Raw genomic sequence first — 24734 nt, forward strand, 5'->3', positions numbered from 1 at the left:
TCAGGCCTCGGCGCCCGCGACGGCGGCGCGCGCCAGTTCAGTGATGCGCGCGTAGTCGCCGCTTTCGAGCGCGTCCGCCGGCACCAGCCAGGAGCCGCCGATGCACAGCACGCTTTTCAGCGCCAGATAGCTGCGGTAGTTGTCCGGTGAGATGCCGCCGGTCGGGCAGAAGCGCACCTGCGGGAACGGGCCGCCGATCGCCTGCAGCGCTTTTACGCCGCCGTTGGCTTCCGCCGGGAAGAATTTAAACTCGCGCAGGCCGTAATCCATGCCCTGCATCAGTTCGGAAACGGTGCTGATGCCCGGGATCAAGGGAATGGAACCGGCGGTGGCGGCTTTGAGCAGCTCGTCGGTCAGGCCTGGGCTGATGGCGAACTGCGCACCGGCTTCGGTCACTTCCCGCAGCTGCTGCGGATTGATCACCGTACCGGCGCCGATGATCGCTTCCGGCACCTCTTGGGCGATGGCGCGAATGGCGTCCATGGCGCAGGCGGTGCGCAGCGTCACCTCCAGCACCCGCACACCGCCGGCGACCAACGCTTTCGCCAACGGCACCGCATGTTCCAGCTTGTTGATCACGATGACCGGCACCACCGGCCCCGCCGTCAGGATCTGCTCGGCGCTTGTTGTCCACTTGTTCATGCTGACGTTCTCCTCTGTGGCCGCCGCCAGGCGGCGATGCGGCCAGGCTATCGATTAAAATTTGATGCAGCAGGCGCCCTGCTCGGCGCCTGACAGCTGGCTGCGCAGCGCGCCGAACAGCTCGCGCCCGCAGCCGATGTGTTCCGCGCTCAGATCGGGTTGGCATGGCGTGCGCCGCGCCAACTCGTCGGCGTCGACCAGCACCTGCAGTTCGCCGCTGCGGCCGTTGACGCGGATCGGATCGCCGTCGCGCACTTTCGCCAGCAGGCCGCCGGTATAGGCTTCCGGGGTGACGTGAATGGCGGAAGGCACCTTGCCGGAGGCGCCGGACAGGCGGCCGTCGGTCACCAGCGCCACTTTGAAGCCGCGATCCATCAGCACACCCAGCGGCGGCATCAGCTTGTGCAACTCGGGCATGCCGTTGGCCTGCGGCCCCTGGAAGCGCACCACCACCACGCAATCGCGATCCAGCTTGCCGGCTTCGAACGCCGGCACGATATCGTGCTGGCTGTCGAACACCACCGCCGGCGCTTCGATGATCTGGTTGTCGGCGGGCACCGCCGAGGTTTTCATCACCGCGCGGCCCAGATTGCCGGCCATCACTTTGGTGCCGCCGTGATGTTCGAACGGCTGGGCCACGCTGGCGATCACGCTGGCGTCGAGCGAGCCGGCCACGCCTTCGCGCCATACCAGTTGGCCGTTGTCCAGCCACGGTTCCTGGGTGTAGCGGCGCAGGCCGAAACCGGCCACGGTGTGCACGTCTTCGTGCAGCAGGCCGTGTTGCAGCAGCTCACGCACCACCAGCGGCACGCCGCCGGCGGCCTGGAATTGGTTGATGTCGGCCGGGCCGTTCGGGTAGATGCGGCACAGCAGCGGCACCGCCTCCGACAGCTCCGAGAAATCATCCCAGGTGATGATGATGCCCGCCGCGCGCGCCATCGCCACCAGATGCATGGTCAGGTTGGTTGAGCCGCCGGTCGCCAGCAGTGAGACAATGCCGTTCACCACCACTTTCTCGTCCACCAGGCGGCCGATCGGCAGGTAGCTGCCGGCGGTATCGGTCAGTCGGGTCACCTGGCGCGCGGCGGCGTCGTTCAGCGCGTCGCGCAGCGGCGTGTCAGGATGGACGAAGGAGGCGCCCGGCAGATGCAGACCCATCACTTCCATCACCATCTGGTTGGTGTTGGCGGTGCCGTAGAAGGTGCAGGTGCCGATGCCGTGATAAGAGGCAGCCTCGGCTTCCAGCAACGCCAAACGGTCGGCTTTGCCCTCGGCGTACAGCTGGCGCACGCGCACTTTTTCCTTGTTCGGCAGGCCGCTGCTCATCGGGCCGGCCGGCACGAACAGCGCAGGCAGGTGGCCGAAGGAGAGGGCGGCCATCACCAGCCCCGGCACGATCTTGTCGCAGATGCCGAGGAACAGCGCGCCGTCGAACATATTGTGCGACAGGCCGACGGCGGCCGACATGGCGATCACGTCACGGCTCATCAGCGACAGCTCCATGCCGTCCTGCCCCTGCGTCACGCCGTCGCACATCGCCGGCACGCCGCCGGCCACCTGGCCCACGGCGCCCACCGCCTTCAGCGCCTGTTTCAGCCGCTGTGGGTAATGTTCGTACGGCTGGTGGGCCGATAGCATGTCGTTGTAGGCGGTGATGATGGCGATATCGCTGCGCACCATGTTTTTCAGCGACGCCTTGTCATCGGGCTGACAGGCGGCGAAACCGTGGGCCAGGTTGCCGCAGGCGAGCTGCGCGCGGTGGACGGTTTGGGAGCGGGCCGCCTCGATACGCGCCAGATAGGCGGCGCGGCTGGCCTGGGAACGGTCGATGATGCGCTGTGTGACACGGGACAAGGTTGGATTAATCATGCCTTCCTCACATTGCTGTTGTTATAGTCGCCGCCTGTGGCGGTGCCCCCGGGGGGGATTTGCAGCCCTGGTGTGCAAGGCCGGGGGCGATTTAGGATTTAAAACATCGTGAATGCAATCATGCCGATGGCGCCGCCGACGCTGCCCAGAATGGTTTCCATCACCGTCCAGGTTTTCAGCGTTTGCAGTTCGTTGGCGCCGGTGAATTTGCCGAACAGCCAGAAGCCGGCGTCGTTGACGTGGCTCAGCACGATGGAGCCGCCGGCAATGCAGATGGCCAGCGCGGCCAGTTGCCCGCCGCTGAGCCCAAGCTGGCTGGTGACCGGCAGCACCAGGCCGACGGTGGTCAGGCAGGCGACGGTGGCCGAGCCCTGGATCACCCGCACCATGGCGGACAACGCGAATGCGGCTACGGCGATCGGCAGGCCGGCGCCGATCATGGCGTCACCCAGCGCCGGCCCGACGCCGGAATCCACCAGGATCTGCTTGAACACTCCGCCGGCGCCGGTCATCAGCAGGATGATCCCGGCCGGCTGCACCGCGGCGGAGCAGATGGCCAGCGTCTGTTCGTTGCTCATGCCGCGCGGTTTCGCCAGGCCGTAAATCACGATCAGGCAGGCCAGCAGGATGGCGGTGAACGGGTGGCCGATAAACTCCAGCCACTGCTGCAGCTGCGAGCCGGGGGTGACCAGCCGCGCGCCGATGGTTTTCATGCCGACCAGCACCAGCGGGCACAGCACCAGCGCCAGGCTGAAGCCGAACGACGGCAGATTACCCTTGGTCAGCGTCGGCTCATTCTCTTCCGGCGGCATCGGCCAGTTGACGAAACGGCTGATAAAGCTGCCGTACAGCGGGCCGGCGATCAGCATGCCGATCACCGCCGCCACCAGGCCGATGGCGATCATCCAGCCGAAATCGGCCTTCATCTGCGACGCCAGCAGCATCGGCACCGGCCCCGGCAGCAGGAAGGAGGCGGCGGCGGCCACGCCGGCGAACAGCGGAATAGCCAGCTTGACGATATTGCCGTCGGTGCGGCGCGCCACGGCGAACACGATGCCGATCAGCAGCACCACCGCCACGTCGAAGAACAGCGGCAGCGCGCAGATCAGCCCGGCGATGCCGAGCGCGTAGTGCGCCTTGCTTTGTCCGAATCGTTTCAGCAATTGCGCCGCAATTTGATCGAGCGCGCCGACCTCATGCAGGATCTTGCCGAACATCGCCCCGAGCGCCACCACGATCGCCAGGAAGCCCAGCGTGTCGCCCATGCCTTTTTGCATGGTGTCGGCGATGTGTTCCAGCGGCATGCCGGAGAAAATGCCGGCGGCGATGGACACCAGCATCAGCGCGACGAAGGCGTGCATGCGCGCCTTCATCACCAGGAATAACAGCAGTAAAACCGAGCCGACTGCGGTACCGACCAGCGTTACAGTACTCACGCGCACACGTCCTGCGGCAGGAAACTTTGGATATGGCGCACGGTATCGGCGATCACAGCGTCCAGCGGCTGATTGATGTCGATCGCCATCACGTCGTTCTCGTCGGCGCCCGGCTGCTCCAGCGCGGCGAACTGGGTGACCAGCATCTGCGGCTTGAAGAAGTGGCCGTTGCGCGCCGCCAGGCGGGATTCGATCACCGGGAACTCGCCGTGCAGATAGATGAACGACAGGTTGCCGTTGCCGGCGCGCAGGCGGTCGCGATACTGCTTTTTCAACGCCGAGCAGACGATGATCGACACGTTGTTGGTGCGCTGCATGGCGAAGGCGGCGTCGTTGAGCGCGGCCAGCCACGGCGCGCGATCGTCGTCGTTCAACGCCTCGCCGGCGGCCATCTTCAGGATGTTGCTGCGTGGGTGCAGGAAGTCGCCGTCGAGGAAGCCGGCGGAGAGTTGGCGGGCCGCGGCGGCGGCGACGGCGGACTTGCCGCTGCCGGAAACGCCCATAACGACGTAAATGCGATTTTGATTGTTGGTCATGGCTTAGCTCCAAAACACCGGGTGACGTTACCTTCGTTCAGTTTGATTGTTACCGGTAACATGTTATCGGTAACATTGTCGAAGGAAGTTTGAGCGGTTGCAATGGGCTTTCGCCGTGAGGATCGTTAACTGTGATCGGCTTCAAGCTTTTTTCCTGTGCGCTAAACAGGATGCCGACAGCCTGTTACATGCTGACAACAGAGCATGGCAGGGGAGCAGGGGCGCGCTGGGCGCCCCTCGGATGAGCGGGATTAACGCACGCCGCCGTAGGCCAGGCTGATCTCTTTCGCCGCGTGGATCACCAGCGCGCCCAGCTCGATCACGCGATCGTCGGTGATGCGCGACACCGGGCCGGAGATGGAAATGGCGGCGAAGGCTTCGCGGTGCTCGTCGAAGATGCAGGCCGCCACGCAGCGCAGCCCGAGCGCGTGCTCTTCGTCGTCAAAGGAGAAGCCCTGCTTGCGGATCTGCGCCAGCCCCTCTTTCAGGTTGTGCGGCGTCAGGGTATGCGGCGTGTAGGTGTGCATGCCTTTCTTGTGCAGCAGTTTGGTCACCTGATCGTCCGGCAGGGTGGCGAGGAACGCTTTACCGGCGCCGGAGGCGTGCATCGGCAGTTTGCCGCCGATCGGCGCCGACATGCGCATCAGCGCCGTGCACTGCACCTGATCGATGATGATCGCCTGGTACTCGCTGGTATCCAGCACCGCCAGGTTGACGGTTTCGCCGGACTCTTCCATCAGGCGGCGCAGCGTCGGATGCACCATCGCCAGCAGGTTGCGGCTTTGCAGGAAGCTGCTGCCGACCACAAAGGCGTGCGAACCGATGGTCCACAGGCCGAGATCGCCGACCTGGCGCACGAATCCCTGCTGCTGCATGGTGGTGAGCAGGCGGTGAGTGGTGGAGTTCGGCAGGCCGGCTTGCTGGGCCAGATCGGTCAGGGCCACGTTGCCCTGGGCTTCCGAAATGTATTCCAACAGTTTCAGGCCACGGGTCAACGATTGTACCTGACCGGTCGCCGCACTGGCGGCGGGGGCTGCTGCGCGGGGCTTCTTGCCGCGCTTGGCGGGAGCAGGGGTGGCCATGGGTGAGATTCCTTTTTCCGTATGATGGAATTCATTTTCGTTTTTTGTCGATGAATTGCAAGCCGCCGTCAGCTCATCGGAGGTGTTGGCGCACAACCTGAAAAACTCTCAATTGCCGCCTGGCCCTTTGTCCTTACAAGCTGTGCTAGGATGACTCGTTGGTTTTTGCGGCAGTTGAGCAATGGGCTGGATGGCAATGGAAGGGGTTACAGTGACGAATCGAGTAGAACAACTGCGCCGCCAGTTAGCGCAGCGCATTTTGGTGTTGGACGGCGGCATGGGCACCATGATCCAGAGCTATCGCCTGGACGAGCGCGATTTCCGCGGTGAGCGTTTCGCCGATTGGCGCAGCGATCTGAAAGGCAATAACGATCTGCTGGTGCTGACCAAGCCGGAAGTGATCACCGCCATTCATTACGCCTATCTTGAGGCGGGCGCCGATATCCTTGAGACCAATACCTTCAACTCCACATCCATCGCCATGGCTGACTACCACATGGAGTCGCTGTCCGCCGAGATTAACTATCAGGCCGCCTGCCTGGCGCGCGCCTGCGCCGACGAATGGACGGCGCGCACGCCGGAAAAACCGCGCTACGTCGCCGGGGTGCTGGGGCCGACCAACCGCACCGCGTCCATCTCGCCGAACGTCAACGATCCGGCATTTCGCAACATTTCGTTCGATGAACTGGTGGCGGCGTACCGCGAATCGACCCGCGCGCTGGTGGAGGGCGGCGTCGATCTGATCATGATCGAAACCATCTTCGACACCCTGAATGCCAAGGCAGCCGCTTTTGCGGTGGAAACCGAATTCGAAGCGCTGGGGGTGGAACTGCCGATCATGATTTCCGGCACCATCACCGACGCCTCCGGCCGCACCCTGTCCGGCCAGACCACCGAAGCGTTTTACAATTCGCTGCGCCACGTCAAGCCGCTGACCTTCGGCCTGAACTGCGCCCTGGGGCCGGATGAGCTGCGTCAGTACGTCGCCGAGCTGGCGCGCATCTCGGAGACCTACGTCACCGCGCACCCGAACGCCGGTTTGCCGAACGCCTTCGGCGAGTACGATCTGGATGCGGCCGAGATGGCGCGCCAGGTCGGGGAGTGGGCGCAGGCCGGCTTCCTCAATATCATCGGCGGCTGCTGCGGCACCACGCCGGAACATATCGCCGCGATGGCCAAGGCGGTCGAGGGCGTGCCGCCGCGCCGGCTGCCGGCGCTCCCGGTCGCCTGCCGCCTGGCCGGTCTGGAACCGCTGACCATCGACGCCAACACGCTGTTCGTCAACGTCGGCGAGCGCACCAACGTCACCGGTTCGGCACGTTTCAAGCGTTTGATCAAAGAAGAGAAATACAACGAGGCGCTCGACGTGGCGCGCCAGCAGGTCGAGAGTGGCGCGCAGATCATCGATATCAACATGGACGAGGGGATGCTCGACGCCGAAGCGGCGATGGTGCGCTTCCTCAACCTGATCGCCGGCGAGCCGGATATCGCCCGGGTGCCGATCATGATCGACTCCTCCAAGTGGTCCGTTATCGAGAAAGGCCTGAAGTGCATTCAGGGCAAGGGCATCGTCAACTCGATCTCGATGAAGGAGGGCGAAGAGGCCTTTATCCACCACGCCCGGCTGGTGCGCCGCTATGGCGCCGCGGTGGTGGTGATGGCGTTCGACGAAGTGGGCCAGGCGGACACGCGCGAGCGCAAGTTCGAGATCTGTCGCCGCGCCTATAAAATTTTGACCGAACGCGTCGGTTTCCCGCCGGAAGACATCATTTTCGACCCGAACATCTTCGCCGTCGCCACCGGCATCGAAGAGCACAACAACTACGCCGTCGACTTTATCGAAGCCTGCGCCGACATCAAAACCCACCTGCCGCACGCGATGATCTCCGGCGGCGTGTCTAACGTGTCGTTCTCGTTCCGCGGCAACGATCCGGTGCGCGAGGCGATCCACGCGGTGTTCCTGTATCACGCCATTCGCAACGGCATGGACATGGGCATCGTCAACGCCGGGCAGCTGGCGATTTACGACGATCTGCCTGGCGAGCTGCGCGAGGCGGTAGAGGACGTGATCCTCAACCGTCGCGAGGACGGCACCGAACGCCTGCTGGAGCTGGCGGAAAAGTACCGCGGCAGCAAAGACGGCGAAGCGGCGGTGCAGCAGGCGGAGTGGCGCGGTTGGCCGGTGGAAAAGCGGCTGGAGTATTCGCTGGTGAAGGGCATCACCGAGTTTATCGAACTGGACACCGAAGAAGCGCGGCAGCAGGCCGAACGCCCGATCGAAGTGATCGAAGGGCCGCTGATGGCGGGGATGAACGTGGTCGGCGATCTGTTCGGCGAGGGCAAGATGTTCCTGCCGCAGGTGGTGAAATCCGCCCGCGTGATGAAGCAGGCGGTGGCCTACCTGGAACCGTACATCGAGGCCAGCAAGCAGCAGGGCACCTCCGCGGGGAAAATCCTGTTGGCGACGGTGAAGGGCGACGTGCACGACATCGGCAAGAACATCGTCGGCGTGGTGCTGCAGTGCAACAACTATGAAATCGTCGATCTGGGCGTGATGGTGCCGACGGAGAAAATCCTGCGCACCGCGCGCGAGGAGAACGTCGACATCATCGGCCTGTCGGGGCTGATCACGCCGTCGCTCGACGAGATGGTCAACGTGGCCAAAGAGATGGAGCGCCAGGGCTTTACGCTGCCGCTGCTGATCGGCGGCGCCACCACCTCCAAGGCGCACACCGCGGTGAAAATCGAGCAGAACTACAGCGGCCCGACCACCTACGTGCAAAACGCCTCGCGCACCGTGGGCGTGGTGGCGGCGCTGCTGTCCGCCACCCAGCGCGATGAGTTTGTGGCGCGCACCCGCAAAGAGTATGAAACGGTGCGCATTCAGCACGCGCGCAAAAAACCGCGCACGCCGCCGGTCGATTTGCACAAGGCGCGCGCCAACGCCATGGCGCTGGACTGGGCCGACTATCAGCCGCCGGCGCCACGGCAGCTTGGCGTCTTCCCTGTGTCGGCAGGCATCGAGACGCTGCGCCATTATATCGACTGGACGCCGTTCTTCATGACCTGGTCGCTGGCGGGCAAATACCCGCGCATCCTGGAAGACGAGGTGGTGGGGGAAGAGGCCAAGCGCCTGTTCCACGACGCCAATCAGATGCTGGATCGGCTGGCCGCCGAGCGCAGCCTCAACCCGCGCGGCGTTTACGGCCTGTTCCCGGCCAACCGCGTCGGCGACGACGTGGAAGTGTACCGCGACGAACAGCGCGGCGAGGTGCTGGCGGTGAGCCGCCATCTGCGCCAGCAGACGGAAAAAACCGACTTCCCGAACTATTGTCTGGCGGACTTTGTGGCGCCGAAAAGCAGCGGTAAGGCCGACTACTTCGGTGCCTTCGCGGTGACCGGCGGGCTGGAGGAGGACGCACTGGCCGCGGCGTACGACGCACAGCACGACGATTACAACAAAATCATGGTCAAGGCGTTGGCGGATCGTCTGGCGGAGGCTTTCGCTGAATACCTGCACGAACAGGTGCGCAAGTTGCACTGGGGTTATGCCGCCGACGAGAACCTGAGCAACGAAGAGCTGATCCGCGAAAACTATCAGGGCATCCGGCCGGCGCCGGGCTACCCGGCCTGCCCGGAGCACACCGAAAAAGCAACCATCTGGCAGCTGCTGGACGTCAACCGCCACACCGGCATGGAACTGACGGAGTCCTTCGCCATGTGGCCGGGGGCGGCGGTGTCCGGCTGGTACTTCAGCCATCCTGAGAGCAAGTACTTCGCGGTGGCGCAGATCCAGCGCGATCAGGTGGAAGACTATGCGGCGCGTAAAGGGATGAGCGTGAGCGAGGTCGAACGCTGGCTGGCGCCAAACCTCGGCTACGACGCCGACTGACCTTCCTCTTTAAGGGCGCAGCGATGCGCCCTTGTCATTTACAGCGCTTCCACATCGATGTGCAGCGCGTCGTACCGCCAATACTCCAGGTCGCAATCGATCACCCGGTCATGTTGATCGCGATTCACCCGCGTAATGAACAGCGCCGGGCTGCCGTAGGTCACCTTCAGCATGGCGGCGGCCTGCTGCGGCAGCAGGGTGGGCAGCATGTCGAAACGTACCCGGCCGTAGTGAATGCCGTAGCGTGCGGCGTACAGCGCGGTCAGCGACTGGGTCAGATCTTCGTCCAGAATGCCGGGGAAATAGGCCGGATTGAGATAGTGCTCGCAGTACAGCACCGCGCGCCCGTCGATGTAGCGCAGCCGGCGAATGCAATAGGCCTCGGCGCCGGGGGGAAGCGCCAGGCGGCCGGCCAGCGGCGCGTCGAGCGTGACGACCGCACTGTCGATCGCTTCGGTATGCGCGGCGCGCCCCTGTTGCTGCGCCATGGCGTGAAAATGGCTGCGCTGCAGCGGGTTATAGATCAGACGTGGCGGCGAGATAAACCAGCCGCGCCGCATCTGGCGGTAGATGACGCCCTGCGCCTCCAGCTGGCCGAGCGCCTCCTGCAGGGTAATTCGGGTGGTGGCGAACTGTTCGCTCAGGGCGCGCTCGGAGGGCAGCTTGCCGCCCGCGGCGAACTCGCCGGCGGTGATGCGGGCGTGCAGCGTTTGGCAGATGGTGGCGACGGTCGTCGGTGCTTCACTCATACAGCGGGTGTCCCGTTTCAGTGCGTTTGGCCTTTAAGGTAGACCAGCGTCGCGTTTTCGCCGTTGCAATGGGTGATAAAACTGTCGCTTTTTTAAGCTGACATATAATTATCACATTCGTCCGTTAGATTGGTTTGGTCCTTGCTGGACTAGTCCAGCCATCCCCACACTACCACCTGGAGCATCAGTTATGAAACGTTTATGCGCTTCTGTGTTAACCAGTGCCATCGTGTTATCCAGCCAGATGAGCTGGGCCGCGGATACCGATCTGGCGGCGCTGGAGCAGGCCGCGAAGAAAGAAGGCGAAGTCAACAGCGTCGGCATGCCGGACAGCTGGGCCAACTGGAAAGGCACCTGGCAAGATCTGTTGAGCAAATACGGCCTGAAGCATGTCGATACCGACATGAGCTCCGCGCAGGAGATCGCCAAATTTGATGCGGAAAAGAACAACGCCACGGCGGACATCGGTGACGTCGGCGCGGCCTTCGGCCCGGTGGCGGTGCAGAAGGGTGTAACGCAGCCGTACAAACCCTCCACCTGGGATCAGGTGCCGGAGTGGGCGAAAGACAAAGACGGCCACTGGGCGCTGGCTTACACCGGCACCATCGCCTTCATCATTAACAAGCAACAGGTGAAAGACATCCCGCACAGCTGGGCCGATCTGCTCAAGGGCAGCTATCAGGTCACCATCGGCGACGTCGGCACCGCGTCGCAGGCGGCCAGCGGCGTGCTGGCGGCCACTTATGCGATGGGCGGCAACGAGAAAAACCTCAAGCCGGGCCTGGAATTCTTCGGCAAGCTGGCCAAGGCCGGCCGCCTGAGCCTGAGTAACCCGGTGATCGCATCGCTGGAGAAAGGGGAAGTGCAGGTCGGCGTGGTATGGGACTTCAACGGTCTGAACTACCGCGATCAGATCGACAAAACCCGCTTTGAAGTGCTGATCCCGTCGGACGGCTCGATCACTTCCGGCTACACCACCATCATCAACAAATACGCCAAGCACCCGAATGCCGCCAAGCTGGCGCGCGAATACATCTTCTCCGACGCCGGTCAGATCAACCTGGCGCGCGGCTATGCCCGCCCGATCCGCGCCGAACATCTGACGCTGCCGGACGACGTCAAGGCCAAGCTGCTGCCGGCCGAGCAGTACAAGAATGCGCACCCGATCGCCGATCCGGCGGCCTGGGAACAGAGCGCCAAAGCGTTGCCGCGCCTGTGGCAGGAAAACGTCATTATGTTTATGCAGCAGTGAGTTAACGCACCATGAAAACGATCCTCGTGCTGCTGGACGGCCTCAACTACCGGGTGGCGCACGACGCCATGGGGTATCTGCAGGCCGAATGCGCGGCGGGACGCGGGCGGTTGTACCTGCTGGAGAGCGAGTTGCCCTCGCTCTCCCGGCCGCTGTATGAATGCATCCTCACCGGCGTCACGCCGGTGGAGAGCGGCGTGGTGCACAACCACGTCTCGCGCCTTTCTCATCAACAAAGCGTGTTTCATTACGCGCGCGCCGCCGGGCTGACCACCGCCGCCGCCGCGTATCATTGGTTCAGCGAATTGTATAACCGCACGCCGTTCGACGCCGCGCGCGACCGCCATACCGACGCCCCCGAGCTGCCGATTCAGCACGGGCATTTCTATTACGACGACGGCTATCCCGACAGCCATCTGTTCGACGACGCCGAAAGCCTGCGTCTGCGTCATCAGCCGGATTTCCTGCTGATCCACCCGATGAACATCGACGACGCCGGCCACCGCTTCGGCCTCTCTTCGCCGCAGTACCGCAACGCGGCGCGGCGCGCCGACGGCTCGCTGTCGCGCTACCTGCCCGAGTGGCTGGCGGCCGGTTATCAGGTGCTGGTCACCGCCGACCACGGCATGAACGACGATCGCAGCCACGGCGGGGTGTTGCCGGAAGAGCGCCAGGTGCCGCTGTTCGTGTTCGGCGCGGGCTTCAGCCTGGACGACGCCGATCCGCAGCAAACCGAGCTGTGCGGCACGATCTGCGATCTGCTGCAGGCGCCGCACGACAAGCCGCGCTGCCGGGCGCTGCTGGCGCAGGATGCGCGATGAACAGCAAAACCAAATGGATCGCCGCGCTGTGCCTGCTGCCGTTTATCGTGCTGTTCGGCGCGTTTCAGATCGCCCCGCTGGTGTGGATCGCCGTTCACAGCTTTTTCAGCGAGACCGGCGGCTGGGGATGGGGCAACTATGTCGATATCCTCACCTCTCCGTTCTACCTGCAGGCCTTTCAGTTCTCGCTGGAGATCTCGCTGTGGTCGAGCGTCTACGGATTGCTGATTGCATTAGTGGGCAGTTACTCACTTCGCCAGCTCGGCCAGACCCGCTTTCATGACTTCGTGATGTCGTTCACCAACATGACCAGCAACTTCGCCGGGGTGCCGCTGGCGTTCGCCTTCGTCATTCTGCTGGGGTTGAACGGCTGCCTGACGCTGCTGCTGCGCAAATACGGCCTGATGGAGAGCTTCAACCTCTATTCGAAGAGCGGCCTGATCGTGCTGTATACCTACTTCCAGATCCCGCTCGGGGTGCTGCTGCTGTATCCGGCGTTCGACGCGCTGCGCGCCGATTGGCGTGAGTCGGCGGCGCTGCTCGGCGCCGGCCCCTGGCGCTACTGGCGGCATATCGGCCTGCCGGTGCTGGCGCCGGCGCTGATGGGCACCTTCGTCATCCTGCTGGCCAATGCGCTGGGCGCCTACGCCACGGTGTACGCGCTGACCACCGGCAACTTCAACGTGATCCCGATCCGCATCTCGGCGCTGGTGGCGGGGGACATCTCCCTCGATCCGAACCTGGCCAGCGCGCTGGCGATGCTGCTGGTGGTGATGATGGCGTTTATCACGGTGATCCACCAATGGATGCTGCGCAGGAGCTACCTCAATGCGCGCTCATAACCGGCTGGAGAATGCTCATGTCGCGTGTTGAACGCTTGTACCACCGCACGGTGACCGGCCTGCTGCTGTTGATCCTGCTGCTGCCGCTGGCGGCGACGCTGATTTACGCGCTGGCTACCCAGTGGGGCGCCACCATTTTGCCGGACGGTTTTACCCTGAAGTGGCTGACGGCGCTGTGGAGCGATCCGCGCTTTTTGCAGGCGCTGTGGCACTCGCTGCTGATCTGCTTCGGCACGCTGCTGCTGTCGGTGGTGGTGATCCTGCCGGCGATGTTTGTGATCGCTTACTACTTCCCCAAGCTGGACGCGGTGATGAACGTGCTGATTCTGCTGCCGTTCGCCGTGCCGCCGGTGGTGTCGGCGGTGGGGCTGATGCAACTGTTCGCCGCCGATCCGCTGCCGCTGCTCGGCACCCCCTGGATTTTGGTGGGTTGCTATTTCACCATCGCGCTGCCGTTTATCTACCGCGCCATCAGCAACAACATGCAGGCGATCAACCTGCGCGATCTGATGGACGCCGCGCACCTGCTCGGCGCCAGCACCTGGCGGGCGGCGCTGTGGGTGGTGTTGCCGAATCTGCGCAAGGGCGGAACGATCGCCGTGCTGCTGTCGTTCTCGTTCCTGATCGGCGAGTTCGTGTTCGCCAACCTGCTGGTGGGCAGCCAGTATGAAACGCTGCAGGTCTATCTGTTCAATATGCGCAACGGCAGCGGGCATTTCACCAGCGCGCTGGTCATCTCCTATTTCGCCGTGGTGCTGCTCGTCACCTGGCTGGCGAACCTGCTGAATAAAAACAAGGGTTAACCCGATGGCTTATCTCAACGTCACTCGCCTGAACAAACACTATGGCCAGACCCAGGTGTTTCAGGATATCGATTTCACCGCCGAAGAGGGGGAGTTCGTCACCCTGCTCGGGCCAAGCGGCTGCGGCAAGTCGACGCTGTTGCGCTGTCTGGCCGGCCTGACTCCGGTCGACAGCGGGCAAATTTTACTGCAGGGCCAGGATCTGGTGCCGCTGGCGCCGCAAAAGCGCGGCATCGGCATGGTGTTCCAAAGCTATGCGCTGTTTCCCAATATGACGGTGGAAGGCAACGTGGCCTTCGGCCTGAAAATGCAGAAGCTGGCGGCCGGGCAGATCGGCCAGCGGGTGCAGGAGGTGCTGGCGCTGGTGGAGCTGAGCGATCTGGCGAAGCGCTATCCGCACCAGCTGTCGGGCGGCCAGTGTCAGCGCGTGGCGCTGGCGCGATCGCTGGTCACGCGCCCGCGTCTGCTGTTGCTCGACGAACCGCTGTCGGCGCTGGATGCGCGCATCCGCAAACATCTGCGCGAGCAGATCCGGCGCATTCAACGCGAGCTGAACCTGACGGCGATCTTCGTCACCCACGATCAGGAAGAGGCGCTGACCCTGTCGGATCGCATCGTCCTGATGAACAAGGGGCAGATCGTGCAGAGCGGTGATGCGGAAACCCTGTATACCCAGCCGGCGGACGCCTTCGCCGCCGGTTTTATCGGCAACTATAACCTGCTGAGCGCCGAACAGGCCGGCCGGCTGACCGGGCGCAGCTATGCCGGCAAGGTGGCGATCCGCCCAGAGTCTATCGGCCTGTTGCCGGCCGGACAGGGGATCGGCGGGGTGATCCTTGGTCACAGTTTGCTCGGGAATGTGGTACGCTATCGGATTCAGGTTCGCGAGGTAGAGTTGCTGGTTGACGTGCTCAACCGTTCGGTGGCCGATCTGCGGCCCGACGGCGCGGAAATTGGGCTACACTTGGAACCTGTTGTATTGCGGGAAGTTGCATGACTTCGCAGCGCGGCGCCGGGGCTCTCCCACCGCCGCCTTAACCCTTCTCTTCTGCGGTCTGCCGCCCGCCCGCTGTCCTGCCAGACCCACGCCCGGCAGGCGGGACCGCGCGCTGTATCCGTCATCCTTTGGCTCGCCTCTCTGCGTCGCGTGACAGGCATCGGGTATCAGCCTCCTTTGGCCGGGCGTTAATGGAGCGTATCTTCCGTGCTGACCCTTCTTCACCTGCTTTCGTCCGTGGCGCTGTTGGTGTGGGGCACCCACATCGTGCGCACCGGGATTATGCGGGTTTACGGCGCCAATCTGCGGCGCGTGTTGAGCGACAGCGTTGAGAAAAAACCGCTGGCGTTCGTTTCCGGCATCGGCGTGACCGCGCTGGTGCAAAGCAGCAACGCCACCGCGCTGCTGGTGACCTCTTTCGTCGCGCAGGGGCTGGTGGGGCTGGCGCCTGCGCTGGTGATCATGCTGGGCGCCGACGTCGGCACCGCGCTGATGGCGCGCGTGCTGACCTTCGATCTTTCCTGGTTGTCGCCGCTGCTGATCCTGGTCGGCGTCTTCCTGTTCCTCAGCCGCAAGCAGATGCGGATCGGCCAGATCGGACGCGTCTTGATCGGCCTTGGGCTGATCGTGCTGGCGCTGGAACTGATCGTCGCCGCCGCCACGCCGATCACCCAGGCGGCCGGGGTGAAAGTGCTGTTCTCGTCGCTGACCGGCGATGTGATGCTGGACGCCCTGACCGGCGCGCTGTTCGCCATCGTCAGCTATTCCAGCCTGGCCGCGGTGCTGCTGACCGCCACCCTGACCGCCACCGGCGTGATTTCGCTGAAGGTAGCGCTCTGTCTGGTGATCGGCGCCAACCTCGGCAGCGGCCTGCTGGCGATGATCAACGCCAGCGGCCAGAACGCCGCCGGGCGGCGCGTGGCGCTCGGCAGCCTGCTGTTCAAATTGGTGGGCTGCATCCTGGTGTTGCCGTTCGTCTCCTATCTGGCGGATGTGATGGCTCAACTGCCGGGCGGCAGCGAAGAGCTGGTGATCTATTTCCACGTGTTTTACAACCTGATCCGTTGTCTGGTGATGATCCCGTTGGCCGGGCCGATGGCGACGCTGTGCGAACGGCTGATCGTCGACGTGGCGGCCGACGACCCGCGCATGCGGCCGCGCCATCTGGACGCCAGCGCGCTGGATACGCCGACGCTGGCGTTGGCCAACGCGGCGCGCGAAACGCTGCGCATGGGCGACGTGGTGGAACACATGATGATCCTGCAGCGCGAAGTGCTGCACGGTAAGCAAGGCGTGGATAAAGAGGTGCGGCGACTCGACGATGACGTCGACGTGCTGTACACCGCCATCAAGCTGTATCTGGCGCAGATCCAGAAGGAAGATCTGGGCGAGGAAGATTCGCGCCGCTGGGCGGAAATCATCGAAATGGCGCTTAACCTGGAACAGGCGGGCGACATCATCGAGCGCATGGCCGGCGACGTGGGCGCCAAATCGCACGCCGCGCGCCGCGCCTTCTCGGCGGAAGGGCTAGCGGAACTGGACGGGCTGCACGAACGGCTGATCGGCAACCTGCGTCTGGGGCTGTCGGTGTTCCTGTCCGGCGACGTCACCAGCGCCAAACGCCTGCGCCGTTCCAAGCACCGCTTCCGCATTCTGGATCGCCGCTACGCGCATGCGCACGTCGATCGTTTGCATCAGCAAAACGTGCAGAGCATCGAGACCAGTTCGCTGCATTTGGGATTGTTGGGAGACATGAAGCGCCTGAACTCGCTGTTTTGCGCCGTGGCCTACAACGTGTTGGATCAGGATGCGAAAGACGACGATCGCGACTGGGAAGACACCCCAAGCACGCTGTAAAAAAAACGCCCCCGGTTTTAACCGGGGGCGTTGCGTTGGGGGGCGCGTTATTTGCCGCTGAACACGCCGGCTTTGGCGTCCGCCTGCTGAGTTGAGGCATGGCCGCTGGCGAACGGCACGTTGCCGTCGACGCTTTGCTTCGCCGCGCCGCCTAACAGTCCACCTACCGTGGCCGCCGCATCGACGCGGCCGCCGCCCTGATAGCGCTGGCCGCTGACGTCCTGCTGGCTGACCTGGCTACCGCCCAGTTCCACCTTGCCCTGCTGGCTGCGGATCTCGCCGCCGGTCAGTTGGGTTTGGCCGCCGACCTGCAGCGCCACGCCGTGCTTACCGGCAATCGCCGACTGCACGCCAACCGCGTTGTTGTTCACCACGTCGGCATTGAGCTTGAGGTGCCCCTGGCGACCGGCCGGACCGGTGATGCTGTCTTTCACCGCGCCGCCGACGGTGCGTGCGCCGCGATCCCACAGCGGGCCTTGCGGTTTTTCGCCGGCCGGCGTTGCCGGCAGCGTGACTTTGCCGTCGGCCTTGCTGAAGCTGACCGCGCCGGTGGTGTCCTGCTGCGGATCAAGGCGACGCGCCACGCTGTTGTACTTGTCGGTGGTGGCGTCGGCCACTTTGTTCACTCCGGCCTCCAGTTTCTCTTTCACCTTACCGGCGTAACGCGGCGTGCCGACCTTCGACAGCTTGGAGGTGACGCTGCTGCCCGGATCGTTGCTGTGGCTCAGACCGGCATCCACATCCACCTTCACGCCTGTCTCGACGTCTTTGCGGCTTTCAATGCGCAGATCGCCGCCCACCTTGCCCTGTACGCTGTCGGCGTCGACGCGCGCGCCGGCAAGGCGGGTGTCTTTGCCGCTGTTGAGCGCCACGTCGCCCGCGGTGATGCCGGTGTTGGCGTGGGTGGTTTTATCCTGCTGCTCCACGCCGACTTTCAGACCTGCGCCCAGCGTGTGAGTGTCTTTGCCGGTGTTCGGATCGACCTTGCCGCCGGCGTCCTTGTTGAAGGTTTGACCGCCTCTGGCGTTGGCTTTGATGCCCAGATTCCAGTTGTCCTTATGCTGCTCGTTCTTGGCGGATTCCAGCAGGATGCCGCCGTTTTTCGCTTCGAGTGCGGCGCTGCCGCCGCTGACTTTGGCCCCCTGCAGATGCAGCGCGTCATCGCCTTTGCCGTTGGCGGACAGGGTGACCTTGCCGTCTGAGGCGATAGTGGCGCCCTGGCGCTCGGTCGTGGACTCATTGACCTTGGCGATGTCGAAGGCGCCGCCGGCGGAGAGGCTGCCGCCGGTTTTTTCCTTGCTGTCGCTGCTGCCGGCGCCCAGATCGATATTGCCGGACAGCTTGCTTTCCTTACGCGTTTGGGTCGATTCCGCCGCCTGCAGCGCGACCTTGTTGCCCGCGTTCAGGCTGACGTCGCCCTGGCTCTTGACGTTGGTGCCCTGCAGCGTCAGATCGCGGCCCGCCTTCAGCGCCACACCCTGGCCGTTGACGTTGCCGACCTGCGCGGTGCTGCTGCTGCTTTCACCGTTGTGGGTGCCGCCGCCGAAACCAGCGCCGAAGTTTTTGCTGTCGGCGGTGAAGCCGCCTTTGGCGGACGCTTTGACGTTAAAGCCGCTGTGGTTCTCGCTCTGTTTGTCGCTGGCCTGATCGAAGCGGATATCGCCGCCGGCGTTGACGGCGGTTTTACCGCTGCCGCCGTTCAGCGCGGTACCCTGATAGACCGCGTCTTTTTTCACGTTGACGTTGATGCCGTTGGCCGCGTCGATCGAGCCGGTCACCGCCTGGCTGGCGCTGCTGTTGCTGCGCTGGGTGCCGCCTTCGCCCTTGGCGTCCACGGTCAGATCGCTGCCGGTGGTGGTGTAGACGCGCACGCCGGCGCTGCCGCGGGTGTCGCGGCTCTGCTCGTCCTGACGGTTTGCCGCGGCTTCGCTGCGGTGGCTGTCCGCCGTCAGGTTGACCGCGCCTTTGCTCGCCTGGTACTGCGTGCCCTGATCGCGCACTTCGCCTTTGGCATTGATGTCGATGCTGCCGGCTTTCACCGAGCTGACCACCGCCTGCGAGCTGCTGCTGTGTTTTTCGCTGCTGCCGCCCTGTGCGCCGATATCCAGGCCGACGTTAGGCGCGCCGATGCCGCCGATGTCGTTGATAACGCCGGTAGCGTCCAGCTTGGCCGCCTTGCCGACCGCGCGCTCGACCGGACGGGTCACGGCGCTGTAATCGACGTTGGCGCCGATGTTCACGCCGACGTCGGTTTTGGTGGTGGTGGTGCTGGCGGTGTCGGCGGCGGCAAGGTGATCGACGCCAGCGGCGTTTTCTTGATAGGCGCCGCCGACGCTGTGCTGCGCGCCTTGCTGGGTCAGCTTGTCGCGGGCGTTGATCGTCAGATTGCCTTTGACGTCGCTGCCGGAGGTGATCGCCTTGCTGCTTTGCGTCTGGGTTTTGCTGTTCTCGTAGCCGGCTTCCACGCCGCTGCCGAGTTTGTCGATGCCGCCGGTGTAATAGAAACCGCCGCCGATCTTGGTTTGCTCGGTGTTTGAGGCCGTTTTATCGTCGGCCGCCAGGAACGAAACCTTGTTGCCGCTGACGCTGGCGCCGCCTTTGTCGGCGACCAATTGAGAACCGCTGAAGGTCACGTCCTTCTCCGCCTTGAGCTTCACGCTGCCGCCGCTGAGGCTTGAGGCGCTATTCTCGGTGCGAGTGGTTTTCTCGCTGTCGCGGGTGTGCTCGATGCGCACACCGGCGCGGTACTGCTTGTCACCGGCTTCTTTGGCGTAGCCGTTAACGGTGAGCGCGGTCTTCTGCTCGTCGATGTTCTGCTGCCGCTCGGCGGCCTTGACGTTGATGTTGCCGGTCTTCGACTCGACGCTCAGTTCACCGCCGCTGGCGACCTGGCTGCCGATCACGTCGGCATCCTTGTGGCTGACCAGCTTCAGGTTGGTGTCGGACTTCAGCTCGCTGGCGGTGCTGCTCTGGTAGCTGTTGTCGGCCTTGTGCGAACTGCTGGTGATGTTGAACACGGTGCCGGTGCGCGCGTCGATTTTGTCCACGGTGGTGCTCAGCGCGTTGTCGATGCGCAGGCCACCTTGCGTGGCGGTGACTTCGCCGCCTTTCTGGCCGCGCGCCTTGCTGCCGGTGATGGTGACGCCTTGCTGACCGTTCAGGCGCAGCGTGCCGTCGCTGGTCAGCTCGGAAGCGTGACTGACCTCGCGGCGGTTGCTGTTGTTCTTGTTGTCGCCGCCGCCGATGCCGCCCCAGGAGGTTTTGTCATCGCGCACCGCTTTGGCGTTGGCGGTTTTCTGCACCCCGATCTGAATCTGCTCGTTCGCGTCGATCGTCAGATCGCGCTGGGCGTGTACCCTGGCGCCCTGGGTCGCGACATTGCGGCCGGCTTTCAACGTCAGTTCGCCCTGGCTGCGCAGTTCGCTGGCCTTCAGGCTCTCGCTTTCGTCGCTGCTGCTCCAGCTGCCGGTACGCAGACTGGAGGTGTGGTTGCGCTGGTAGCCGCGCTCGCTGGATTTATCCTTCTCCACCAGCCCGGCAAGGTGTACGTCGCGCGCCGCTTTGACGCTCAGCGCGCGGTCGGCGCTGACATTGGCGCCCAGCAGCTTCACGTCTTCCTGGGTGCTGACGAGTTTGGCGTTGCCGCTGGCGGCGACGGTGCTGCCCGCCTGCTGCAACTGCTCGCGCTCACGGGTGACGTCGTATTGCCAGGAGTAGAACCAGCGGTCGTCGGTGTGGCCCTGGGTCTGTTTCAACTGCTGGCCGTCGAGCGTCAGCTTACCGCCCTGCAGCGTAATGTCTTCGCCGCGGATATCGGTGGCGGTGAGGTGCGCGTGATTATCCGCCACCAGACTGATGTTCTTGCCTTTCAGCTCGGTGCGGGTCAGCTTCTGGCTGCTGCTGCGATCGTTGACGTAGATGCCGCCACGGTAATTTTGATAGTTATCGCCGCCGTTTTTGTTGCTGCTGGCGTCGTCGACGCGGCTTTCGCTACGGATATCATAGGCTTTCACCTTGAGTTCATCGCCGGCGTTCAACGAGCCGGCCAGTTTCACGCCGCTGCCCTGCGCGGTGTTGATGATGTTGATGCGCCCGGCCTGCATGCTGCCGAGGTAGTAGCTGTCCAGCGCGGTCGGTATCTGTTGGCTGGCCTGCACCGTGCCGTCGCGCGCTACCCGGTTAAGGCCGCTGATGGCGTTGATCGTCGCCGAGGTCACTTTACCATTCGAATGTTTGAAATCTTGCACGATCACTTCGCCGCGGCTGTCGATCTTCGGCGCGATCAGATCCAGTACGCCACCGGCGTTCAGGGTGCCATTGAGGCTCAGAGTGTTGCGGTTGCCGAAGGTGCTGTAACCCTGCAGCACGCCGTTTTCCACCAGCGGGTTGCCGACCACCAGTGAGGAATGGCTGGTATTGATGAATCCGCAGCCCTGACAGCTGATACCGTTCGGGTTGGCCAGCACGTAGTCGGCCGCCATGCCGAAGATCTCTTGCTGGCCGTGCAGCAGCGACGGATTGCGGCCGATCACTTCGTTGAGGATCACGCTGGCTTCGCGTCCGCCCAGATTGGGGTTGGCGCCCAGTTGGCCGGCCAACTGCGACAGTCCCGCCTCGCGGGAGTTGTTCAGCACCGCGCCGGGCTGGTTGACGTTGAAGTCCTGATATTGGTTGTGCGACAGCCCGTTGCCGTTCGGCGCGACGATATCGACCACCTGCGCGCCGGTGGCGGCGGTGGAGACGCCGGGGCCGTTGGCGCCGTTGGCCGCAACGATCTCTGCGGCGTAGGCGCCGGCGGAAGCGGCGAGAATAATCGCCAGCGCGGCGGCCAGTTTGCCTGCCGCCGAAAGTCTGAAGTTATTATTTTTCATCCATGTATCTCCGTATATTGCCGTGGGGTCCTGCAAAACTGTTGATTAAAAGGTGTAAGAAAAGCGGGCCAGCACCTGAACGGGATCTTCCGGCGTAGCGTGGTTAGACAAAATCCAGCCGCGGCTGACCTCGAGATCGACCAGCGCCTGGCGGTAACGTAACGTGGCGCCGCTGCTCACACCGGCGCTGCTGCGCCAGCCCGAGTTGTCCTGACGCGGCAGAATGCGGCCGACGTCGGCGCCGAGGCGCGGCGTCAGCGTGGTGGCACCCAGATTGAAACTGCGGGACAGCGTATTTTGCAGATACCAGCCGTTGTCGCCGGACTGGGTGCTGCGGCTGAAGCCGCGCACGGCGCTGCGATCGGTGAGACTCAGCCACTCCACGCCGGGCAGCGGGTCGCGGCTGTACTGGCCATAGAACAGATTGTTGAGCTGATAGGTGGCGTCACCCAGCTGGAGGCGCTGGCTGAGGTTGGCGAACAGCTTGCCTTTGGTGAACTGGCTGTCGAGGTGCACCGAACTCGGGTGGCGGCCGGCCCCCAGCCACGGCATCCCCTGCTCGACGCTGAGGTTGGCGCTGAACACGCCATTGGGCAGAATTTGCAGGTGGCTGGCGCTCAGTTCGGCCAGGGTCAGCGTTGGGCTGCTGACCTCAAGGCGCACGCTTTCGAAGTAGTTGTCGATGCGCTTGTAGGTCAGCTGGCCGCTCAGGCTGTCTATCTGATCGTGATCGCGATAAAACACGTAGTCGCTGCGCAGCCCGTACTGTTGGGTCTGGCCGTGCAGTTTGACCACGTTGTGCGGCAGCTGCTGGTGGTTTTCATAGGACGAGAAGCTGGCGAACCCGCTGAAGGTGAACGCGCCGTACGGCAGCGAATAGAGCAGGGTATAGGCGCGATTATAGCGGTGAGCCGGGTTTTCCAGCGTGCTGTTGGCGTTCAGGCTGACAAAGTCCGATAGGCCAAACGGGCTGTCCAACGTGGCAGTGGCGCGCGCCAGCCACCGGCCGGTGCTTTTTTGGCCGTAATTATCCGTGCCGGCGGTAATCAGCCAGGGCTTGGCATGCTGATTGCGCAAACGAATAACCGAACCACCAACCTGGCGGCCGGGCAATATATCCAGCTTGGTGGTATTCGATTGCAAACGATTGGCCTGATCCAATCCCTGATCGAGCTCGGTTAATTTCAACGGCTTGCCTTCCAGCCCCGGAAATAATAAACGGCTGTTGACCCAGCGATCGCCGCCTTCTATTTTCTCGATAAATCCTTCCGTCACGCTTAACCCCAATTCTCCTTGTGAATTAGGGCGAACAATTTGCACGCGCGCGGTGATATAGCCCTTTTGCACATAAAGACGCGTTAATTCACGGGTCAGGCGATTGATATCGTTGCTGCTGATGCACTGTTCCGGCAGCGCGCTCAGGGCCGACAAATCGGCCGGCGAGAGTAGGGTGACTCCCTGCAGATAAACACCGGCGATCGGCAGGCACTGCGCGGACTGCGGCAGTGCGGGCGCGGCCGGTTCCGGTTCCGCCAGCAGGCGCTGTTGCTTCAGCTGCTGGTAGCGGCGTTGCTCAATCAACTGGTTGACTTCACGCGTGCTGTCTTGCAACGCGCGGCGCGACTCCCCCATCGACATATCCCGCATCATGTGGGAGTCCGGCAGGGTTTCGGCGGAAAGGGCCGTGCTGACCAGCAGCGTCAAGGCGGTGATTTTTTTTATCATTGTAATCCATTCTGAGAGGCCGCCGGGGCAGCCAGCCCAATCCATGAGGTTAACCACGGGCGGCCGACGGCCGGCCCGAAATAATGAGCGACATGCACATTGCGAGGTATCTTGATTTGCCGCAGCAAATAAGACGGTGGGTATATATCTAAATAATAATTAGGCTGCTTCTTTTATGGCGGGCAACCCTGGTGACTTAATTAATTAAAAAAAGTGGAGCGTCTCTTCCTCTTGCCAACATTATCGGCATGGATAGGAAGAATCTGAATTTTTATTTTTCACGGATGATAGGGGATGAGGGGAATTATGACAATCCGACCAGTGGGAAATACGAAATTTCGCAGGAAAGAAAAGGGACGCAATTGTTTGCGTCCCTACAGGCGGTTTATTTCTTCTTGATAGGGCGGCCGGACCAATAACCCGCCAGCAGTGAACCGGAGAGGTTGTGCCAGACCGAGAACAGCGCGCCTGGCAGCGCGGCCAGCGGCGAGAAGTAGATTTTGCCCAGCGTGGCCGCCAACCCGGAGTTCTGCATGCCCACTTCGATCGCCAGCGTGCGGCAGGTGGACTCGTCGAAGCCGAACAGTTTGCCGCCCCAATAGCCGCTCAGCAGACCGATGCCGTTGTGCAGGATCACCGCGATGATAACGACCAGGCCGACCGAAGCGATATGGCTTTGGCTGCCCGCCACCACCGCGCTGATGATCGCCAGAATGCACACCATCGACAACGCCGGCAACAGTGGCTCGATGCGCTTCACCACCTTGGTCAGGGTATGGTGGACGATCAGGCCCAGGCCGATCGGGATCACCACAATCTGCAGAATGCTCAACAGCATGCCCATGATATCGACGCTGATCTCGGCGTCGACGTACAGACGGGTCAGCAGCGGCGTGGCGAACACGCCCACCAGCGTCGAGACCGCCGAGATGGTCACCGACAGCGCCACGTCACCCTTGGCCAGATAGATCATCACGTTGGAGGCGGTGCCGCTGGCCACGCTGCCCACCAGCACCATGCCGGCGGACAGATCCGGCGGCATGCGGAACAGCATCGCCAGGATCCAGGCCGCCAGCGGCATGATCAGATAATGCAGGAAGATGCCTGCCGCCACCGGGCCGGGGCGCGCCAGCACGCGTTTGAAGTCGTCGAGCCGCAGCGTGACGCCCATGGCGAACATGATCAGCATCAGCAGCGGGCTGACGTAGGGGCCGATAGCGGTAAAGGTGGTCGGCGTGTAATAAGCGGCGACGGACAGCAGTATCGCCCACAGGGGAAATAAGCGCGTGAGTAGTGCCAGCATGCAGGTTTTCCTTAGCCAGATTGAGAACGGTGGATGTGGTTGTGTTTTTATTGCGGG

16 protein-coding genes are annotated in these 24734 nt (G+C 63.3%); 7 read left to right on the top strand and 9 right to left on the bottom strand.

Annotated elements, in window-relative coordinates:
* The 5 genes from JL05_RS06350 to iclR all read right to left on the bottom strand — a co-directional run bounded on the left by JL05_RS06350 (position 1) and on the right by iclR (position 5565).
* A complete protein-coding gene (locus tag JL05_RS06350; RefSeq protein WP_004936635.1) occupies positions 1 to 642 on the bottom strand; it encodes a bifunctional 4-hydroxy-2-oxoglutarate aldolase/2-dehydro-3-deoxy-phosphogluconate aldolase in 642 nt (213 codons plus the stop codon).
* A gap of 54 nt (positions 643 to 696) precedes the next feature.
* The gene (gene edd, locus JL05_RS06355) at positions 697 to 2511 is read right to left on the bottom strand and encodes a phosphogluconate dehydratase (protein ID WP_033631951.1); all 1815 of its coding nucleotides are present in this window, start codon (positions 2509 to 2511) and stop codon (positions 697 to 699) included.
* Between the two features lie 98 nt (positions 2512 to 2609).
* Positions 2610 to 3947 (bottom strand): gluconate transporter, encoded by a 1338-nt coding sequence (gene gntU, locus JL05_RS06360; protein WP_015379253.1) that lies wholly within the window; start codon positions 3945 to 3947, stop codon positions 2610 to 2612.
* On the bottom strand, positions 3944 to 4483 hold the full coding sequence (gene gntK, locus JL05_RS06365; RefSeq protein ID WP_004936645.1) for a gluconokinase: 540 nt from the start codon (positions 4481 to 4483) through the stop codon (positions 3944 to 3946). The genes gntU and gntK overlap by 4 nt, the downstream gene beginning before the upstream one ends.
* Positions 4484 to 4734: 251 nt before the next feature.
* The gene (iclR, locus tag JL05_RS06370; protein ID WP_004936648.1) at positions 4735 to 5565 is read right to left on the bottom strand and encodes a glyoxylate bypass operon transcriptional repressor IclR; all 831 of its coding nucleotides are present in this window, start codon (positions 5563 to 5565) and stop codon (positions 4735 to 4737) included.
* 196 nt (positions 5566 to 5761) lie between these two features.
* Between iclR and metH the strand changes: the two genes are divergently transcribed.
* Positions 5762 to 9457, top strand: a complete 3696-nt coding sequence (gene metH, locus JL05_RS06375) for a methionine synthase (protein WP_139182600.1) — start codon at positions 5762 to 5764, stop codon at positions 9455 to 9457.
* Positions 9458 to 9495: 38 nt separating this feature from the next.
* Here the strand turns inward: metH and JL05_RS06380 are convergent, their stop codons facing one another.
* Complete coding sequence (locus JL05_RS06380; protein WP_033631953.1) at positions 9496 to 10206, bottom strand: UTRA domain-containing protein; 711 nt, start codon at positions 10204 to 10206, stop codon at positions 9496 to 9498.
* Positions 10207 to 10396: 190 nt separating this feature from the next.
* Here JL05_RS06380 and JL05_RS06385 point away from each other — a divergent pair, with 190 nt between their 5' ends.
* From JL05_RS06385 to JL05_RS06410, 6 genes are all read left to right on the top strand, one after another.
* Positions 10397 to 11458, top strand: coding sequence for an ABC transporter substrate-binding protein (locus tag JL05_RS06385; RefSeq protein WP_033631954.1), 1062 nt, complete (start codon positions 10397 to 10399; stop codon positions 11456 to 11458).
* An 11-nt stretch (positions 11459 to 11469) separates the two neighbouring features.
* Positions 11470 to 12279 carry an alkaline phosphatase family protein gene (locus JL05_RS06390; protein ID WP_021505156.1) on the top strand — a complete coding sequence of 270 codons (810 nt, stop codon included), beginning with the start codon at positions 11470 to 11472 and terminating at the stop codon, positions 12277 to 12279.
* The gene (locus JL05_RS06395; protein ID WP_033631955.1) at positions 12276 to 13121 is read left to right on the top strand and encodes an ABC transporter permease; all 846 of its coding nucleotides are present in this window, start codon (positions 12276 to 12278) and stop codon (positions 13119 to 13121) included. The genes JL05_RS06390 and JL05_RS06395 overlap by 4 nt, the downstream gene beginning before the upstream one ends.
* A gap of 17 nt (positions 13122 to 13138) precedes the next feature.
* The gene (locus JL05_RS06400) at positions 13139 to 13924 is read left to right on the top strand and encodes an ABC transporter permease (RefSeq protein WP_015379246.1); all 786 of its coding nucleotides are present in this window, start codon (positions 13139 to 13141) and stop codon (positions 13922 to 13924) included.
* Positions 13925 to 13928: 4 nt separating this feature from the next.
* Entirely contained in the window at positions 13929 to 14921 is a 993-nt protein-coding gene (locus tag JL05_RS06405) for an ABC transporter ATP-binding protein (RefSeq protein WP_033631956.1), read from the top strand.
* A 207-nt stretch (positions 14922 to 15128) separates the two neighbouring features.
* Positions 15129 to 16778 (top strand): Na/Pi cotransporter family protein, encoded by a 1650-nt coding sequence (locus JL05_RS06410; RefSeq protein WP_004936675.1) that lies wholly within the window; start codon positions 15129 to 15131, stop codon positions 16776 to 16778.
* A 47-nt stretch (positions 16779 to 16825) separates the two neighbouring features.
* On the opposite strand, the gene JL05_RS06415 is transcribed toward JL05_RS06410, so the two are convergent.
* The 3 genes from JL05_RS06415 to panS form a co-directional block, all read right to left on the bottom strand.
* On the bottom strand, positions 16826 to 21649 hold the full coding sequence (locus JL05_RS06415) for a hemagglutinin repeat-containing protein (RefSeq protein ID WP_033631957.1): 4824 nt from the start codon (positions 21647 to 21649) through the stop codon (positions 16826 to 16828).
* 45 nt (positions 21650 to 21694) lie between these two features.
* Entirely contained in the window at positions 21695 to 23374 is a 1680-nt protein-coding gene (locus tag JL05_RS06420) for a ShlB/FhaC/HecB family hemolysin secretion/activation protein (protein ID WP_033631958.1), read from the bottom strand.
* Between the two features lie 385 nt (positions 23375 to 23759).
* Positions 23760 to 24677: a ketopantoate/pantoate/pantothenate transporter PanS gene (gene panS / locus JL05_RS06425; RefSeq protein ID WP_033631960.1), complete on the bottom strand. Its 918-nt coding sequence runs from the start codon at positions 24675 to 24677 to the stop codon at positions 23760 to 23762.
* Between the last annotated feature and the right edge of the window lie 57 nt (positions 24678 to 24734).

It is taken from the genome of Serratia nematodiphila DZ0503SBS1 (assembly GCF_000738675.1).
GTDB lineage: Bacteria > Pseudomonadota > Gammaproteobacteria > Enterobacterales > Enterobacteriaceae > Serratia > Serratia nematodiphila.